The 17,939-nt window shown below is 43.7% G+C and carries 19 protein-coding genes; 16 read left to right on the top strand and 3 right to left on the bottom strand.

The window, feature by feature from the left end:
- The first annotated feature begins 49 nt into the window (after positions 1 to 49).
- Genes FPZ44_RS15180 through FPZ44_RS15170 form a run of 3 tightly spaced genes read left to right on the top strand, consistent with a single transcriptional unit; the run spans position 50 to position 1,809 of the window.
- On the top strand, positions 50 to 334 hold the full coding sequence (locus FPZ44_RS15180; protein WP_028595843.1) for a YlaH-like family protein: 285 nt from the start codon (positions 50 to 52) through the stop codon (positions 332 to 334).
- A gap of 29 nt (positions 335 to 363) precedes the next feature.
- Positions 364 to 636: a hypothetical protein gene (locus FPZ44_RS15175; RefSeq protein WP_186786064.1), complete on the top strand. Its 273-nt coding sequence runs from the start codon at positions 364 to 366 to the stop codon at positions 634 to 636.
- A 12-nt stretch (positions 637 to 648) separates the two neighbouring features.
- Positions 649 to 1,809, top strand: coding sequence for an LCP family protein (locus FPZ44_RS15170; protein ID WP_144991383.1), 1,161 nt, complete (start codon positions 649 to 651; stop codon positions 1,807 to 1,809).
- A gap of 218 nt (positions 1,810 to 2,027) precedes the next feature.
- Here FPZ44_RS15170 and FPZ44_RS15165 read toward each other — a convergent pair whose 3' ends face one another.
- Positions 2,028 to 2,552 (bottom strand): YhcN/YlaJ family sporulation lipoprotein, encoded by a 525-nt coding sequence (locus FPZ44_RS15165; RefSeq protein ID WP_144991382.1) that lies wholly within the window; start codon positions 2,550 to 2,552, stop codon positions 2,028 to 2,030.
- Positions 2,553 to 2,707: 155 nt separating this feature from the next.
- Here FPZ44_RS15165 and FPZ44_RS15160 point away from each other — a divergent pair, with 155 nt between their 5' ends.
- The 3 genes from FPZ44_RS15160 (at position 2,708) to FPZ44_RS15150 (ending at position 6,317) form a co-directional block, all read left to right on the top strand.
- On the top strand, positions 2,708 to 4,042 hold the full coding sequence (locus FPZ44_RS15160) for a PhoH family protein (protein WP_144991381.1): 1,335 nt from the start codon (positions 2,708 to 2,710) through the stop codon (positions 4,040 to 4,042).
- Positions 4,043 to 4,226: 184 nt separating this feature from the next.
- Positions 4,227 to 4,664 carry a hypothetical protein gene (locus FPZ44_RS15155; RefSeq protein ID WP_144991380.1) on the top strand — a complete coding sequence of 146 codons (438 nt, stop codon included), beginning with the start codon at positions 4,227 to 4,229 and terminating at the stop codon, positions 4,662 to 4,664.
- Positions 4,665 to 4,883: 219 nt separating this feature from the next.
- Positions 4,884 to 6,317, top strand: a complete 1,434-nt coding sequence (locus FPZ44_RS15150; RefSeq protein WP_144991379.1) for an ABC transporter substrate-binding protein — start codon at positions 4,884 to 4,886, stop codon at positions 6,315 to 6,317.
- 87 nt (positions 6,318 to 6,404) lie between these two features.
- On the opposite strand, the gene FPZ44_RS15145 is transcribed toward FPZ44_RS15150, so the two are convergent.
- Positions 6,405 to 7,520, bottom strand: a complete 1,116-nt coding sequence (locus tag FPZ44_RS15145; protein WP_144991378.1) for a hypothetical protein — start codon at positions 7,518 to 7,520, stop codon at positions 6,405 to 6,407.
- 99 nt (positions 7,521 to 7,619) lie between these two features.
- On the opposite strand from FPZ44_RS15145, the gene FPZ44_RS15140 reads away from it, so the two are divergent.
- Positions 7,620 to 8,759 carry an SAM-dependent methyltransferase gene (locus tag FPZ44_RS15140; protein WP_186786063.1) on the top strand — a complete coding sequence of 380 codons (1,140 nt, stop codon included), beginning with the start codon at positions 7,620 to 7,622 and terminating at the stop codon, positions 8,757 to 8,759.
- Between the two features lie 93 nt (positions 8,760 to 8,852).
- Here FPZ44_RS15140 and FPZ44_RS15135 read toward each other — a convergent pair whose 3' ends face one another.
- Positions 8,853 to 9,089 (bottom strand): DUF2626 domain-containing protein, encoded by a 237-nt coding sequence (locus FPZ44_RS15135; protein WP_144991376.1) that lies wholly within the window; start codon positions 9,087 to 9,089, stop codon positions 8,853 to 8,855.
- Positions 9,090 to 9,368: 279 nt separating this feature from the next.
- Here FPZ44_RS15135 and FPZ44_RS15130 point away from each other — a divergent pair, with 279 nt between their 5' ends.
- The 9 genes from FPZ44_RS15130 (at position 9,369) to ftsL (ending at position 17,937) form a co-directional block, all read left to right on the top strand.
- Positions 9,369 to 10,013 (top strand): RsfA family transcriptional regulator, encoded by a 645-nt coding sequence (locus FPZ44_RS15130; RefSeq protein ID WP_144991375.1) that lies wholly within the window; start codon positions 9,369 to 9,371, stop codon positions 10,011 to 10,013.
- Between the two features lie 144 nt (positions 10,014 to 10,157).
- Entirely contained in the window at positions 10,158 to 11,111 is a 954-nt protein-coding gene (locus tag FPZ44_RS15125) for a ketopantoate reductase family protein (RefSeq protein ID WP_144991374.1), read from the top strand.
- 23 nt (positions 11,112 to 11,134) lie between these two features.
- Complete coding sequence (locus tag FPZ44_RS15120) at positions 11,135 to 11,521, top strand: DUF3397 domain-containing protein (protein WP_144991868.1); 387 nt, start codon at positions 11,135 to 11,137, stop codon at positions 11,519 to 11,521.
- 214 nt (positions 11,522 to 11,735) lie between these two features.
- A complete protein-coding gene (bshC, locus tag FPZ44_RS15115) occupies positions 11,736 to 13,367 on the top strand; it encodes a bacillithiol biosynthesis cysteine-adding enzyme BshC (RefSeq protein WP_144991373.1) in 1,632 nt (543 codons plus the stop codon).
- 145 nt (positions 13,368 to 13,512) lie between these two features.
- Entirely contained in the window at positions 13,513 to 14,787 is a 1,275-nt protein-coding gene (locus FPZ44_RS15110; protein ID WP_144991372.1) for an adenosylhomocysteinase, read from the top strand.
- Between the two features lie 137 nt (positions 14,788 to 14,924).
- Entirely contained in the window at positions 14,925 to 15,926 is a 1,002-nt protein-coding gene (locus tag FPZ44_RS15105; protein ID WP_186786062.1) for a DUF4349 domain-containing protein, read from the top strand.
- Between the two features lie 154 nt (positions 15,927 to 16,080).
- Positions 16,081 to 16,512: a division/cell wall cluster transcriptional repressor MraZ gene (gene mraZ, locus FPZ44_RS15100; protein WP_144991370.1), complete on the top strand. Its 432-nt coding sequence runs from the start codon at positions 16,081 to 16,083 to the stop codon at positions 16,510 to 16,512.
- 71 nt (positions 16,513 to 16,583) lie between these two features.
- Positions 16,584 to 17,537 (top strand): 16S rRNA (cytosine(1402)-N(4))-methyltransferase RsmH, encoded by a 954-nt coding sequence (rsmH, locus tag FPZ44_RS15095; RefSeq protein WP_144991369.1) that lies wholly within the window; start codon positions 16,584 to 16,586, stop codon positions 17,535 to 17,537.
- Positions 17,538 to 17,550: 13 nt separating this feature from the next.
- Positions 17,551 to 17,937, top strand: coding sequence for a cell division protein FtsL (gene ftsL, locus FPZ44_RS15090; RefSeq protein WP_144991368.1), 387 nt, complete (start codon positions 17,551 to 17,553; stop codon positions 17,935 to 17,937).
- Positions 17,938 to 17,939: the final 2 nt, after the last annotated feature.

Raw genomic sequence — 17,939 nt, 5'->3', positions numbered from 1 at the left:
GAGCTTGTGTAAAGACAAATCTTATCTTTGCTGAAAGGATGGAGTCGTTATGCAGCAATGGTTTGCCGACCACATGTTAATCAGCTACTTGCTTATTTTTGCATTTGTAGCTTTTATATTTAACCAGGTGTTTCGGGTCCAGAAGCTACCCCTTCTAAAGGAGATTATTATTCATATTGTGATGGCGCTAGGTTGTCTTATTCTGCTTGTATTGCAGATTGACAAGCTTCCTATCATACAGTGTTTGTTTGTAGCTGTAGTGCTTATGTTTATGGTTCGTATTCGCTATTTCGTAGAGGGACGCCAGAAGAAGAAGCATCAAAATATGTCGTAATCGTATCCTCATCGACTGGAGGGGTTAACTTGAAGTTGCATGACGCTCTGTTCAATTGGCTGCAAATGGTTATTGTCGTTCGGCATCGTCCGGACGACGGTGCAGCCAAGCAGACGCTTGATTTCTTCGCTCAAATCCTGCATGAAGATCACATGTTGACCAGCGTAGCCGATCAAGTCAATGAAAATACGTATACCGTCACTTATGAGCGTGAAGGACAAATCAATCAAGCTGAGTTCGACATAATCTTGTGTGAGCAGCTGTGGCATGATATTGAATCCAACCCGAAATACAATGAATAAGTGAGGTCAGTTATGAAAGTGAACACACCTTTGCCGCCAAGACAGTCACAACATTCTAAGTCAAGACCAAAGTCAAGTTCAAAGCCTAATCCAAGAGCTCGTTCTAAATCTACAAAAAAGAAAATGCCCACATGGTTAAAAGCTATGCTGACAGGTATTATTCTACTTGTTCTTACAGGTATAGGAATAGCATCCTATCTCGTTCTATATGCTAACAACAAGCTGCCGACTATATCAACCTTGGAGAAGGGTGGAGTGGGTAACCAAGTGGTTGTACCTACACTAGCACCTCAAACCGAGCCATTTTCCTTTGTGCTAATGGGGGTTGACTATCGTGAAGAACTGCCGGGTATGCGTACGGACGTTGTCATGGTAGGAGCTATGCATCCTGAGACGAAGGAAGCTGTGCTCGTATCTTTACCGCGTGATACGTACTTCTCGATCCCAGGATACGGTCCTGACAAGCTCAATCATTTCTATCCTAACTTCCATAGCTTGCACAAAAAAGGCAAGCTGGATAGTCCTACACCGATGGAAGAAATGAAGGTCATGCTAGGTAAGTATATGGATCTAGATATCGACCATGCGATGGAGATTAACTTCCAGGGCTTTGTGCAGGTCGTTGATGCGCTTGGTGGTGTAAGTATGAACGTGGATCAGGATATGTGCTATCGAGATCGAGCGGACGGAACGAATATCAAACTTAAAGCAGGGCAGCAAGACCTAAGTGGTCAAGAGGCGTTGGATTTGGTGCGATACCGGAAGTCCAACTGTAGTCCGAGAACGCCGGAGACAACTGATGAAGACCGTAACGTTCGTCAAAATGCGGTGTTGCAGGAGCTTGTAGGCAACATGCAATCTTTAGGCGGATTCTCCAAAGTTACAGATATTATCGACGCTTTGGCTGATAATTTTAAGATTGATATGACAAGCACCCAGATTCGCGATTCCTTTACTACATATATTGATATTAATCGCAACAATATTCACTATGTTTCAGTCGGTGGCGATTGGAAGAGTCCTTATATTTATATTAATGAAGAGAAGCTCGCACTGGCTAAACAATTGCTTAAAGATGTGATGGATGGCAAATCGATCACACCTGAACAAGCAGCTGGTGAAAATGTTGCGAATAGTAGTGAGTCAACACCAAGTTCGGCTCCATCACGCTAATTAGCAGAACACTCGATTTCAACGAAGTAAAGCTCGGTCAAAAGCATAAGCAAGTTCTGCCTTCCACGCTAATACAATGTATAGAAATGGTGTATTGACTAGGAGGTTTGAATATGTCCGATTATACAATGATTGAGATCGATAATATGCACTTATATACAAAAAGCCTAGCGGTTAACCGTTAGGCTTTTTGTGCTTATTGGAAGCATGTCCGCATATTACTTGTTAGGAGCCGGTGAACGCTGCTCTACGGTTTGCTTCATTTGTTTCACTCTCTTCGGCATCTGTGGGACGATGCGACCCACAATATCCGCTAATTCATTGCTGAAGCCATGAATAGGGTATCCATTCCGAATATCATTTCCAATCTCCCGAAGACGCTGATTGATATCCACGTCAGCCGTTACGATGCTTTGCGCACCGTATGGATCTTTGCTCAATGCTTCAGCCACTGAATATTTGATTGTTCCTACACGAGAGCGGTCTAAATCAGCGGCTACATCAACCCCAACGATTGCAGTGTTCCCGAATACAACACAATTTACGTTCTGTACGCCTGGAACTCGTTTGGCGATGTTTGTTACATGGTTGCGTAATCCCTCTCGATCCATAGGTGCTGCTGGCTGTGTGGGAGAAGCAGTGTGATATTGCGATTGCTGCTGCGGTGAAGGAGCTGCCTGCTGCTTGGGGCCACAGCCTCCCAATACGCTGATAAGAACGACAGCCAAAATTAGTTTCCGCATCCTGATCTTCCTTTCGTCTGTATCATCGATGTTGCATGAAATGGTAACAGGTAATCGCTCTTAATAGTGTGAGCGGCGGTGCAATGAATTATGTATATGGACACCTTGCCCTCATACTGGATAAAGCGCTGAACAAACCAATCGGAGGGGATTTTATGACCAAAATATTTGTATTGGATACGAATGTTCTATTGCATGACCCGAATGCTTTATTTGCATTCGAGCAGCATGAGGTTGTTATCCCAGCAACTGTCCTTGAAGAAATTGATTCTAAAAAACGCCTCGCCGATGAAATTGGACGCAATGCCAGAACGGTTTCAAGGCTTCTAGATGGATTGAGGACATCGGGGAGTCTGCATAAAGGTGTCCCTTTACCGAATGGAGGGTCCCTAATCGTAGAGCTTAATCATCGGAGCTTCGTGAAAGTGCAGGAGCTGTTTGGTGAAATGACAAATGATAATCGAATCCTGGCAGTCGCTTTGAATTACAGTATTGAACAGCAGCAGCTAGAACAGCCAAAAAGCGTTGTGCTCGTTAGTAAAGACGTGCTTGTACGTGTCAAGGGCGATGTGCTCGGCTTGCAGACAGAAGACTATTTATCAGATCGCAGTGTGTCTTCAAACGACGATCTATACACAGGGCATCGAGTATTACATGTGCACCCATCTGTAATCGATCAATTTTACAGCTACCGCTTCTTGTCAGTGAATAGCTTGAATGTTGTATTAAAGCTTCATCCGCATGAGTTTGTTATTTTAAAAGACGAGATGGGAACGAGCAAGTCGGCGATATTAAAGGTAAATGTTGATTGTACACGACTAGAGCCGCTATATCTTAGTAATGATCAGGTGTGGGGGATTACGGTGCGCAATGCGCAGCAGCGGATGGCAATCGAATTGCTGCTTAATGACGATATACCGTTAGTAACATTGGCAGGGAAAGCAGGTACGGGGAAGACGTTGCTTACACTTGCAGCAGGATTACTGAAGGTAGAGGATGAGCGCAAATACAAGAAGCTGCTTATTGGTCGCCCTGTAGTGCCAATGGGCAAAGATATCGGTTTTTTACCAGGGGAGAAAGAAGAGAAGCTGCGTCCATGGATGCAGCCTATATACGATAATTTAGAGTTCTTGTTTGATACGAAAAAGGCTGGCGACATCGACAAAATTTTAGTTGGCTTAAGCAACATTCAAGTGGAAGCACTGACGTATATCCGGGGCAGATCGATCCCAGGACAATTTATTATTATTGATGAAGCGCAAAATTTATCCAAGCACGAGGTAAAAACGATTGTTTCTCGTGTAGGCGAGGGGAGTAAAATTGTACTGGTGGGGGACCCGGCCCAAATTGATCATCCTTATTTAGACTCAGCAAGCAACGGTTTGACCTATTTGATAGAGCGATTTAAATCAGAAGGTTTAAGTGGCCACGTTACTTTAGAAAAAGGCGAGCGCTCGCAGTTGGCCCAAATTGCTGCTGATTTATTGTAAATAACTCGTGTACTCATTTTAATCAAGACTTATGCGAAAATGTACGGAGTGTCCTCGGTCTTTTAGACTTGGGGCACTTTTTTTGTTGAGTGTTACTGATGAAATGAGCAAAATTTTGAAGAGGAGATAGTTTGTCCACACCAATTGCTTTTATTTTCATAAACTTAATAGTGGAGGTGGTACTATGGGAAGATTTCTAGATGCACAGGGTTCACAAAATGCAAGTTATACGACGTCTATTTCAATTCCAGTTACTACGACACCTACTGTTTTTGGTTCATTAGGACTTGATATATCGGGAGCTGCAGGAGGGACAGTAGGTGTGAATTTGCAAGCTACCGTTACATTAGCTTCTATAACTGCAGTTTCTGGAATCGTTAATTTATCTATCATACGAAATGGCAGCACGCTTGTTTACTCATCGGCGATAACGACACCTGGCACGCTATTTGCGACATTTGATGCCAAACTTACTGCGTTCGATCATAATATACCAACTACACCTAATTTTTTGACATACGAGGTTCGTATTAGGGCTGTCGATGCGGATGGTAGCTCAGGTGTAAACCTACAGCGAGTGGGTCCTGAAAGCTTTACGGCAATTGCTTATGTTTCACCGTAACTTGTAAATCGCAAAACGCATTGTCACATCAAAAAGTTAACATGTAAGGACATCCTAGAGGATGTCTTTTTTAGGTTAAATCTTACATTCATGAATGTGAAAAAATGGTACAATAGACATGCGCCGTACTAGGTAGGCGTCGTTCAATGTAAAGAAAGTGAGATATTTAATAACGTTTTATCGGTAATTCGTCACACTAAGCCCAGAAGGGAGTATGGAATGCCGAAGTCGAAAAGAACGATCATTATTGGAATCATGGTACTTATTATGTTGGTTTTGCTTACTCAGTTTGGAAGCGGGTTGAAGCAGTTAATGAACCAGCCGCGACCTGAAGAAGACGAAGGAGACTACAATGAGCCTGTATTTGCAATAGATAAAGCAGGACTTTCGCTCAAAATAGATGTCAGTCTGCCGCAAGAGGTGTTTAAGGAATTAATTCAGGTAAGCGGACAGTTCGAGCGACAGTATGGTATTGTCGTTGAATTGCGCAACAGGACGGAACACGAGATAAGCGAAGGTTTGAAGCAGTCATTTGCCCTTCAAGAAAGTGCTGATGTGATTATGATTCGAAGTGAACGAGTCAGACAATATGCTTTGGCTGGGAAGCTTCTGCCGCTAGAACCGTCTGTAGAAACATGGGCTTATTCTCCAGAATGGTTGAAAGAGATTGTAAGCTGGAATGGACATGTATGGGGGATGCCTTATTACATGGATCCTTATGTGCTGGTATGGAACCCTGTAGCTCTAAAAGCGCAAGCAGGGATAGAACAGCCTCCGATTTCCATGAGGGAATGGCATGCTGCTATGCGTGGTCCACAAGAGCTCATGTTTGGCCAAATGCAATCCATTCGTCCTCAGCTGAGTTCGACCTTATCTATGATAGAACAATCTAATAAGGAGGACGAGAGGCGAGTATCAATGCCTTGGTTTGTATGGGACGAGCAGGATCCATATGCACTTCTTGCGCTGATGTGGCGCTTAGGGATTATCCAGATGTCTGATGTGTCTGCTGACAGTCGTGCCAAACATAATGGTTCGTCAGACTCGGTAGTGTCGAGCTTGCCGAATAATCAATCGCTGGATCGATCGATTGTGTCTCCGTGGCAGGAGACGTTGAAGGAATGGGAAAATTATCGGGCGTTATTTGAGTCGGTACCACCTAAAAATGAGAAAAGTATTTGGGAAATGGTGAATCAAGGGGATGTACGATTTGCGATAGTACCTTATTCAGAGGCTGCTCCTAGGCTAGGTGAAATGCTCGCTTTTGAAATGCCACGCGATATAACTCCGCCTTATGGAACTATGGTGAAAAGTATGAGTTACATCGTGCCGGCTCATACCGAGCTGGAGGAGGAGGCGAAAATTTGGATACAATTCGTCACAGATGCAAAACAGCAGCAAAATGTACTAGAGAATTCGTCATTCCTATTGCCTGCAAGTCGTACTGCGCAAATTAAAATATGGGAGTTGTGGAATCGTTATTTGCCAGCTGTGTATATTCATTCAGATATACGTCTCAAAGAGGTGTTACGTCATGCTTCTGAGTTGGAAAGCTGGCATAGTAACGTGCGGGAATGGATGAAGGGCAAATTAAACTCTGACATATTGGCTAAGGAGTTTAAAGGCTTGTGGAGGCTGCGACCAGCTTCGTGAACAATCAGCATACGGCCCCAATGTCTATCGTTTGAATGACAGACTTTGGGGCCGTAGCCTAGTAATGCTGTATGGAAGTAAAATGAATTATAGCGAAACTTTTAAGACGACGACCATTTCATTTTTGTCGATTGTAATCTCTGTTGCTTGAATGAATGAGACAAGTTGCTGTGGATAGAAGCTAAGGTCAAACTGCTCCTCTAGTTGTTTACGTGTTGATTCAGCAAGCTCGAGTCCATTGAATTGAAGATGATCGACATGGAATCTTAGTGCATTTTCTGGCTCTTGCTCAAGCGTATAGCTGCCTTGAACGACTACACGAAGCCCTTCCCGGTCACCGATAGCTGTGACAATACCTTTATCGAATACAAATTCAAAATCATCAAACATCGAATCTTGTTGGCGCAGAAACTCATTCAGCTCGCTGTCTTTGATGCGGAGCGTATATTGAAGACCATTTGACTTCATATTTCCATTTTCTTTAACGAATTCAGGTAGCTTCTGCATCGCATCGGCCATAGCTCTGAAATAATGCCGTACTTCAAACAGCCCTACACTTTGCCAATACTTCGTAAATTCTTCAACTAGTTTCTTCATTGCTTCCGGATCCGAGCTAGAAGTGATTTGTGTATCGAGTTTATGTTGTAGTTCAATAACGCGTTTCCGTTGATTTTCAAGATTGATACGAACTTGCGATAGTTCCTTCTCTAATAGGGCTTGGTCATTCCTAAGCTGATCAATACGTTGTACGTTAGCTTGATAGCCCGATAATATACGATGATCAGAATCCATTAAGTAGGAATAGTAATTCAGCAGTAGAAATAGATCAGAGATCTCACCAGAGGATAAAATAGCCTCCAAAATCAGATCGCGTTCACCTACATAATAGGAACGAAGCACACGCCCTGCATCTTTTTGTTTTAGTAGAAGCTGTTCCTGTTGTTTTTGCAAATCTGCTTCTAGCAGCTGCCTTTGTTTGCTTGCCTCATTCTCTCTCGCCGTTACACGTGCTATCTCTGCATCCAGTTCTTGAATCGATAAGCTTTGCTGCAAAATATGTTTCATTTCGGATGATTGATTAGCAGTATCCCATGGAATCGGCTCAGTCGGTTGTGCATGAGACGAGAAGGGAATTGCTGAAGCAATGAGAACAAAGATAAGTATTCGCATACAAGCGCTCGTTGCGCGTTTCCCTAGTCGCATTGAGGGCCCCCTTATGTACACCGTACATCTGTATCGCTAGTAGACCTAGTTAGGATTCATGCTGCTCCAAACAAGGACAAATACGAAAGGATGAACAGTATGTTGTCGTCTGGTCAATCGTCTAGTCTCATTCATCGAATTCAACAAAGATTGTCACAATTTCCCGACTATCGTATGCCCTTTTCTATATATATGTCAAGTTGTATGTATGATCAAGAGGGTGGGTATTACACGAAATCGAGTGAAAAAGTAGGTCCTGCTGGTGACTTCTATACGAGTGCATATATCGGTGATGCAATGGCTCTTATTATTGAGCGCTACCTTCAGTTGCGGTGCTCGATACGAGAATGGACAGATAAATCCTATCGAATTGTTGAATGGGGAGCGGGAACTGGAAAGCTAGCAGAGCAGTTGTTGAATGTCCTAGAGCATTCTGATTGCCGTCCAATGGAATATGTTATTGTCGAATCGAGTCCCTATCATCGGAGTAAGATTCAGGAGCGATTTGCTAATAATGCATGTCCTATTCCAGTAGTATGCTGGGACGAGCAAAATTATTTCGAGCAAGCTGAAGAAATGCCTATTTTTCTCGTTGCTAACGAGTTGCTGGATGCTTTTCCAGTGGAACGGATACGACAGAGGAACAGTAAGTTGGAACAAGCATACGTAATTTGGAACCGTGACAAGTCTATCTTTGAATATGAGTGGGCTGAAGTTGAGGCTCATGTTTCTCAGTGGGCCGTGCAGCATGATATAAGTTTGCATGAGGGGCAGATTTATGATGCAGGCATGGCTGCTTCGGAGTGGCTTGGTCTCGTGTTACAAGCTCTAGGTGATTGTGAAGGGTTATTTATTGACTATGGGGACGGTACGAGACAGCTTACGGCGGAGCATCGCATGAATGGAAGTTTGCTTTGCTATCGTAATCATCAGGCGTACGATGATCCATTTGCTGCTCCTGGAGATCAGGATATGACGGCTGATGTTGACTTCGATATCGCTGAACGGATTGCCTTTTTATCAGACTGTGAGGTCCTCCCTCGAATGGACCAGAAGCAATTTCTTGTAGAGAATGGTGTGCTGGATTTGCTGCAAAATCATTCAGATGCAGATCCTTTTAGTGAAAAGGCAAGAAGTAACCGTAACATTAGGCAGCTTCTCTTGTCCGACCAGATGAGTGAACGGTTTAAAGTAATGGCAATTAGTAAGGGAACGGGGAACGGACAGGATAAGCAATAATGAACTATAATCCGTTGAAATAGCAATAAGCCCGGAGCGGGTAGCTCCGGGCTTATTGCTGTCATTCCTAGTCATGATAGTAAAGAGGCTAAGTTAGAATGGGTTGCTCATCTCGAATATAGTCCAATAAGAGAAGCCCGTAAAGCAGACTAACATATACCCCCAGAATGACAAGATGTATGTACGTTCAGTGAGTTTTAAATAGCCAAGCAACACAAAGAAGGCGGTCTGCATGAAGAATAACAACGCCATTTCAACCATGTGGCCAGCATAGGCCATTAGACCAATGACAAGTGTCCAAAATCCAAGTACGCGAAACATTCGTGCCACGATTAATCCCCCTCTCCATACAAAAGCTGCCAACTTTTCTATTGACATTATATCGTTCGACGCAATTGGTGTAAACTGCCAAGTGTGATGAATTGAAGATTTTTTCATATTCTTAAAGCTTTATGTGTATATGCGTGTACATTTCACGTATGTTTCCTAGAAAAAGTGGATATACATTTTAGTATCCGATAGATTCTATGAACTCTATTATGTGCATAGAGATGAAATGAAGCGGTGCTTACTATGAGCAATAATGATGTGTTGTTAGGAGGTTGTGGCATGACAGCCATTAGACAAGATGCATGGACAGCGGATGATGATTTGATTTTAGCAGAGGTAACGTTAAGGCATATACGAGAAGGAAGTACACAACTAGCTGCTTTTGAAGAAGTAGGAGAGCGTATTGGCAGGACTTCTGCAGCTTGTGGATTCAGATGGAACAGTTTTGTCCGCAAAAAATATGAGACTGCTATCCAATTGGCCAAATCTCAGCGCCAAAAGCGTAATTATGTTAAGAAGCATCCTATTGGGGTACAGGTGGCTTCCATTGCTTTGGAAGACACAGAACTGTTGTCTGGGAAAAATGAAACTTTCACAGAAGAGTCCTTGTCCATTGATTCGGTTATACGATTTTTGCGTCAGTGGCGCAGCAATTACCAAGATCTTGCTCGTCAAGTGAAACAGTTAGAACGCGAGCTGTATGACAAAGAAGAGAAACTTGCAAAGATCAGTAAAGAAAAAGAGTACTTGTCTAAGCAAGTAAACGAAGTTCAGACAGATTATCGTACGGTTAATGATGACTATAAAGCTCTTATTCAAATTATGGATCGAGCGCGTCGTCTAGCAATTTTGTCCGATGATGATGATGATAACAAGACAAGATTCCGCATGGATGCAAATGGTAATTTAGAGCGTATAGAATAGAAGGGTTAAGAATAGCTAGTACGCTAGAAGAAGTGGATGAACTTCCAACGATCAGGTTGGATGACATTCACTTCTTTTGTGTTTTAGAAACAGGTCTGTTATAACTAACATATGAAATAGGCTGAAAGTTGTAGGTGGTAGAAAATGAAATGGGATCTTATTGGCGGTGGAGCGCTTGGTCTGATGTTCACGGCACGTTTGCTGCAAGATGGCCAACAAGTACGACTATGGACACGTACGTCAGAACAGGCGGAACAACTTCGTCAAAAGGGTTTATTCCTAATAGATAGAAAGGGGACTCGACAGCATTATACAGGCATTCATGCTTATGCCTTTCATGAAGCTGAGGACGTGATGAAACGGTTAGATGAACCTATTGAGCGTCTTGCGCTGTTCATCAAGCAAACAAGCTTTAATGATACATTTATGAAGCAATTGGCAGCACTGCCGGTCGATACCGTGAGCAGCGTACTTTGCTTTCAAAATGGGATTGGGCACGATGAGAAGCTTAAGCAGCTATTTTCTGAAAAAGTGCTTGCTATGGCCGTGACGACTGAAGCTGCGAAACGAACATCACATTCTGAAGTTATCCATACCGGTGAAGGTGAGACATGGCTTGGTAACCCGATTGATCCTAACGATCATGCAGTGCGTGAATGGTGTAATTTGTTTCAAGAGGCAGGATTTCAGGCTTTTGTGTCGAACAACATCGAAGATAACATTTATCGCAAATTGATAGTCAATGCGGTAATCAATCCTTTAACGGCGCTGCTTCGGCTGCGTAATGGAGAGCTGCTTCAGAGTGAGAAGCGTTTGCAGCTTATGCGCGAAGTGTTTGAGGAAGTAATTGCAATTTATCGATTGCAGGGCATACCTGTACACGCCGATGAAGCGTGGGACAATCTCATTCGTGTATGCCGCGCTACTGCTAGCAATACATCATCGATGCTTGCAGATGTATTGGCTGAACGCACGACAGAGATCGATGCGATTACAGGCCAACTGCTGCGGATTGCAGATGCGCACCAATACGATTCCCCGGTACAAAGATATCTTTATCGTAGTATTCAGGCATTAGATCCGGCATTCTTATCGTAGGAAAGGAGTGAATCTTGTCCAAGATGTGGAATTGGATCTCTCAATCATTCATATCATTGACCATACTTCCGTTTATTCCATTTATAGCGATATGGTTCATTTCAGCATTTTGGGTAAAGGACAAGAAGAAATCGTTCCTTCTAGCTGTAGACATCACGAATGTATTCCTAATCGCTTCTGTAGCAGGATTGTATAATGTGGTGTTTCAATCTAGTACAGGCCTATATGGCATTATACTTATTATGCTCTTGGCTGCTGGATTGTTAGGTGGAGCTATGCACCGCAAACGTGGAACGGTTAACGTGAAGCGGCTTGTGCGGGCAATATGGCGCATTTCGTTTTTAGTGCTTGCTATTTTTTACTTCTTCTTGTTCTTTATGGGAATGTTCGTATATTTGAAGGATGTATAGATGAAACAATAAGGCGAGGACAAAACAACAAATATTTTATAACATACATAATACAACTGAAATCATCACATATATCATATGTAAATCTTTAATGAGTTGCTGCGCATTTTGCTTTATTTAAGTGTGTCTAGGAATTAGATGGATCTGGCATGTTTTGTTTTGACGGGTCAAGCAGCGATGTGTAAAATCAAGGTTGTAGAGGAGGCGGCTTATAATGACAACTTGGGATACGTTGCCGGTTCCCGTATCACAACAATTATCGAGACTTTACATAGAGCGAGATCCGGTTGTTGTGGAACAGTTTTATGAATTTCATCCGGATGAGGATTGGCATAAGCGCGTCTCATGGATTGATGAAGCCGCACATATGCGAGCAGACCGTTTCGAACTAGTAAAGGTTCTTAAGCAGTATCAACAGAAGGTCAACAACCATCCAGAAGCGATGCGTTCTTTAGAGCGTCTTCAAGATAGTCAGGCACTTGTTGTTGTAGGTGGACAGCAAGGAGGGCTGCTTGCAGGCCCGCTGCTGGTTGTATACAAGGCCATATCGATCATCCGAATGGCGCAGGAGGCAGAGCGTCGCTTAGAGCGTCCCGTTATTCCTGTATTTTGGCTTGCGGGTGAGGATCATGATTTTGATGAAGTGAATCATACCTATATGCTTTCCTCACAATCTGGGATTCAGCGCATTCGTTTGGAGCAATCACCTTCAGGAAGGCAGCCAGTCAGTCACTATCATGTAGATGAGAGTGAATGGGATGCAGTTGTGGGACAGTTGGAAGAACTGCTTCCTGCTACTGAATTCAAGGCGCCTATGCTGGAGCGTTATCGGATGATTATGCAGGAGAGTTCATCACTGACTGAGGCGTGCGCAAGGCTGCTTGGTGATATGTTTGGTGAAATGGGTCTTGTCTTGCTTGATTCTGCTGATGAGAATATGCGGGCTCTGGAAGGGCCGATGTTCAAGTCTATCATTCAGCAGCAAGATGCTCTTCAAAAAGCCTATGCACATAGTGAACAAAGGATGAAAGCCGCGGGATATCCTATTCAGGCGGAGCATGCTGAAGAAAGTGCTAATTTATTCGTACTAGAACAAGGTGAGCGTGTCCTTCTTATGCATCAAGATGGTGTGTTTGCAGACAGAAAGCAAACCATTCAATATTCACAAGCTCAACTGGAGCAGCTTGCAGAGCAGCATCCTGAGCGATTTAGCAACAATGTAATGACCAGACCACTTATGCAAGAGTATTTATTCCCGGTGCTTGCTACTGTACTAGGGGCGGGTGAAATTGCGTATTGGGCACAAACGAAAGAAGCATTCCACGCACTTGCTATGAAAATGCCGATCATTTGGCCGCGTATGGCGTTTACTTGTGTAGAGGGAACCTTGCAGAAATTGCTGAATAAGTACGAGCTGCAAGTTGAACATATTTGTAACCAATATGAAGCTAAGCGTGATGAATGGCTTACATCCCAAGATGAGCTGAAGCTGGATGATCGCTTTGGTCAGCTGCGAGGAGATGTGGAGCATCAGTATGCAGAATTGTTAAGCGTATTGAATCAATCCCTCCCTACTCTTGGCAAGCTAGGGGATATGAACCGTGATAAGGTGCTGGAGCAGATCGATTATTTGCATAATCGAGCACAGGATGCTTTGAAGAAACAGCATGAATCCGGACTCAGACAGTGGGAGCGCCTAAAACTTGCTTTGTGGCCGTTGGATCGTCCGCAAGAGCGAGTATTCAATATGGCGCTTTACGAGAATCGCTACGGGGCTGATTGGTACAAAGTTATTATGGATGCGCCTGTTGTATGGCAAGGGGAACATCGACTTGTATCTATGTAACAACTAGAGCAGAATACAACTTGAGAGAAAAAGTCCGTGGTCATTAGGAAGCTATGTTCTTTGTTTTTAGATCATAGATGTTATGGTGTTAGCAGCTAGAGGCAAGTCAGACGACGTTTATTTTAAACATGTGGAGGGGTAACGTATGTCGACATCTACGAAAGCTTTGCAAAACAGCATTATTACAGATATCCAATTAGCACCAGAAGGACACTTGAAAATTGACTGGGTACGCGCTCATATGCCAGTTCTCAACCGCATTCGCGAACAATTTGAGGCGGAGCAACCTTTTAAAGGTTTGAAAGTAACAATATCATTGCACTTGGAAGCGAAGACAGCTTACTTGGCAAAAGTCGTTCAAGCAGGTGGTGCTGAGGTAACGATTACCGGCAGCAATCCACTTTCTACTCAAGATGATGTATGTGCTGCACTAGTTGAAGATGGGATTACGGTGTTTGCAAAATACAATCCAGATCCAGTGGAGTACAAGCAATTGCTTATTCACGCACTTGAGACAAAGCCTGATTTGATTATTGATGATGGCGGGGATCTGATCACCATTCTTCATTCTGAACGTCCGGATTTGCGACCACAAGTTCGTGGTGGCGCTGAAGAAACAACAACAGGTATTTTACGATTGAAGTCGCTGGAGAAGGATGGCCAATTGGCTTTCCCGATGGTAGCGGTTAATGATGCGTTCTGTAAATACTTGTTCGATAACCGTTATGGAACAGGTCAATCGGTATTCGATGGTATTAATCGTACGACGAATCTAGTCGTAGCGGGTAAAACAGTTGTCGTTGCTGGATATGGCTGGTGCGGTAAAGGTGTTGCGATGCGTGCAAAAGGTCTCGGAGCTCAAGTTATCGTCACGGAAATTGACAGCATCAAAGCCGTAGAAGCTTACATGGACGGATTTAGTGTCATGACTATGGAAGAGGCTGCAAAGCTAGGAGATATTTTCGTAACGGTTACAGGTAATCGTGATATCATCCGCGGCGAGCATTATGATGTGATGAAGGATGGAGCAATTCTGTCCAACGCCGGACATTTTGATATTGAGGTTAACAAGCCTGAATTGGCAGTTCGCTCTTCTAATATTCGCACCGTTCGTCGTAATATTGAAGAATACAAGTTAAATGATGGACGCAGCATTTATGTGCTGGCTGAGGGTCGTCTTGTTAACTTGGCAGCTGGTGATGGACATCCAGCAGAAATTATGGATATGACGTTTGCTCTTCAAGCGATGTCCTTGAAATATGTCAATGACCGCTACCAAGAGCTTGGACAACACGTCATTAACGTACCTTATGAGCTTGATGAGCAAGTAGCGCGTTTGAAGCTGGAATCGCTCGGTATGCGAATTGATACGTTAACGGATGAACAGAAAAAATATTTAGATAGCTGGCAAGAGCATTAATTCGCTCTTTTTCAAAAATAAGGATTATAATCTTGTTCACCATAGAAGGCATCGTGATGCAACATCACGGTGTCTTTTTGCGTCTAGAGATAGATTCATAGGTAAAATAATCCATTTAAATGAAAGGGGGAGATGTGGTGTGTAGATCTGAAGAGAGGAAGAAGAGAAATCAGAGAAAGCTAGGGAACAGATTAGCACCGCATTTATGTGTAATTTTACTTATTCTCGTGTCGATGTTGGTAGGTTGCGGCAGCTCAACAAGTTTAACAAGTTCAGTAAGTCCAGAAGCGAAAACAGAATCGCTGGGGACTCAAGTCGATAGGGATAATCAGCAGAATGTTCAAGAGATGGCTAAAAATGAAATACAGACAGAGACTTCAAATTCAGATACTAATCGAACAGCTGATCAAGAGCCAGTCACACACCCAGCTGCTGCACAAGACCGCAAGCTTGTCTACAAAGCCGAAATTACGATGGAAGTAAAGGAGTATGATGCAGTTAAGTTGTCTATCAACGACCTAATTCATCGTACAGGAGGGTACATTACGGATTATTCAGATACGCAAAATGACCATGAGCACGGTGGTGTATATACGGTTCGGGTGCCGGCTGAAAAGTTTCAAGCTACTATAACCATGTTGGAACAATTGGATGTGGAACGTTTTGAAAGAAGTTACACGACGCAAGATGTGACTGAGGAATACGTTGATCTGGAGTCTAGACTTAAGGCGAAGAGACTGGTTGAAGCGAGATTGCTTGGCTATATGGAGAAAGCTACGAAAGCGGAAGACCTGCTCAGTTTCTCGGATACCTTGGCCACAACGCAGGAGGAAATTGAACGGATTGTGGGGCGTCAAAAATATTTGAATAATCTCGTTTCGATGTCCACGATTCAGCTTCGTGTCTACGAGTCGGTGGAGAACATTGCTGCGAAGAAACTAGAAGAGGCATTTGGAGAGCGGATTGGACGCACACTTAATAGCAGTTTGGAGGCGCTCGTAGGGCTTGGAAAAGGGATTTTACTTACTGCAGTAGCGCTGCTGCCATTTGTTATTGTCTTTTCAATTCTCGTCTTTCCGATCGTGTATATAGTACGGCGCAGAAGGCGATCTCGCGGCGCGTCAAAACAGAAAGAATAGACAAGTGATAGGCATAATATAAAAGTTAGCATAAATAGGAATAACAAAAATCCTGCTTGCCAAGCAGGATTTTTTAATTTTATAGCGAATAAGTATTGCGTTGTGGTGGAAAGTGGGGACATGTGGTGATTAATAGGGGAGGATGTGGTAGCCGATGTTTATGGGCGAATATCAGCACAGTATCGATGACAAAGGCCGCCTTATCATTCCTGCTAAGCTGCGTGATAACCTAGGAACCACATTTGTATTGACTAGAGGATTGGACCAATGCTTGTTTGTTTATCCTATGGATCAGTGGAAGCAGCTGGAGCATAAGCTGCAGGCGTTGCCGCTTATGAAAGCTGACGCTCGCGCATTCACTCGGTTCTTTTTTTCAGGTGCTTCTGAGTGTGAGTGGGATAAACAAGGCCGCGTTAACATTCCGAATCATCTACGTGAATATGCCAAGCTGGAGAAAGAATGTATGGTTATTGGCGTGCAAAATCGAGTAGAAGTGTGGAGCAAGGAAGCTTGGGAACACTATGTCAATGAGTCTGCTGCTGCCTTTAATGAAATTGCGGAAACATTGGTCGATTTTAACTTCTAACAAGAAGCATCACCCAGCTATACTTCAACAAGGCAACAGCTAGAAGGAAACGGAATGTAGGAGGAGTTTACTTGTTTCATCATGTCACGGTTCTAAGAGAAGAGTCGGTGGATGGGTTAGCCATTCGACCTGACGGTATATATGTAGATTGTACTTTAGGGGGAGCTGGGCATAGTGAGCTAATTGTCTCTAAGCTATCGCCAGCAGGAAGATTAATCGGGCTCGATCAAGATGATTGGGCACATGACAACGCAAAAGAGCGACTTGCAGCCTATTGGGATCGAGTTACGCTCGTGCGGACGAACTTCCGTCATTTAGAGCAAGCATTGAAACAAGCTGGGGTGCCTGAAGTAGACGGTGTACCTCAAGTTGACGGCATATTATTCGATCTTGGCGTATCATCTCCGCAGCTCGATGAGGGTGAGCGTGGATTCAGTTATAATCACGATGCTCCGTTGGATATGCGAATGGACCAACAGGGGCTGTTAACGGCATATGATATCGTAAATACGTGGTCCGAAGCTGAAATAGCCAAAATTTTATTCGTGTACGGCGAAGAGAAGTTCTCACGTCGTATTGCGCGTGTCATCATCGAAGAGAGAGAGAATCAGCCTATTGAAACAACAGGTCAATTGGCTGAGCTTGTGAAGAAGGGAATTCCTGCCGCGGCACGACGTACTGGCGGACACCCGGCAAAGAAGAGTTTCCAAGCGCTGCGAATCGCTGTAAATGATGAGCTCGCTGCTTTTGAGGATGCTTTACAGCAAGCGATCCGCTGTCTGAAGCCTGACGGACGAGTTGCGGTGATTACGTTCCATTCGTTAGAGGATCGTATTTGTAAGCAGACGTTCCAATCTTATTTAGGGACGTGTGAATGCCCACCGGATCTTCCAATGTGCGCATGTGGAGCTAAAGCTGTGCTGAAGCTCGTAAATCGTAAACCGATCGTTCCGAGTCAATCGGAGCTTGAGCATAATCCAAGATCGCGATCATCTAAGCTGCGGGTCGCGGAGAAGTTAGATTGAAAGGAGTAATGGTATGGCATATGTAAGAGGCAACTTGGCTGTTAAGCCGAAGTACAAGCCACCTGTACGACAACGTGAGCGTCAATCGCATAAGAAGCAACAGGCTCCGCGCAAGTCGACGTTGTCGGCAAAGGAGAAGTTGCTGTATTTGTTCACGATTGTGTTCTGTGTCATGATCGCAAGCGTGCTCATTTATCGTTATGCCATTATCTACGAGACTAATAAAAATGTGCAGACGCTCAAACGCCAGACAGAGACTCTGCACGCTGAATCGAATGTGCTTAAAGTAGAGAAAGAGAAAAAGTCAGATTGGGCAAGAATTGAGCAGTTCGCTAAAGACAAAGGTCTAGAAATGTCAGACAAGCCAAATGACATCATTGCACCTAAAGTTACACGTTAATG

Origin of the sequence: Paenibacillus agilis (assembly GCF_007786455.1) — a bacterium.
Taxonomy (GTDB): Bacteria; Bacillota; Bacilli; order Paenibacillales; family Paenibacillaceae; genus Paenibacillus_B; species Paenibacillus_B agilis.
The sequence above is the reverse complement of the archived record's forward strand: the minus strand, read 5'-3'. Positions and strand labels throughout refer to the sequence as shown.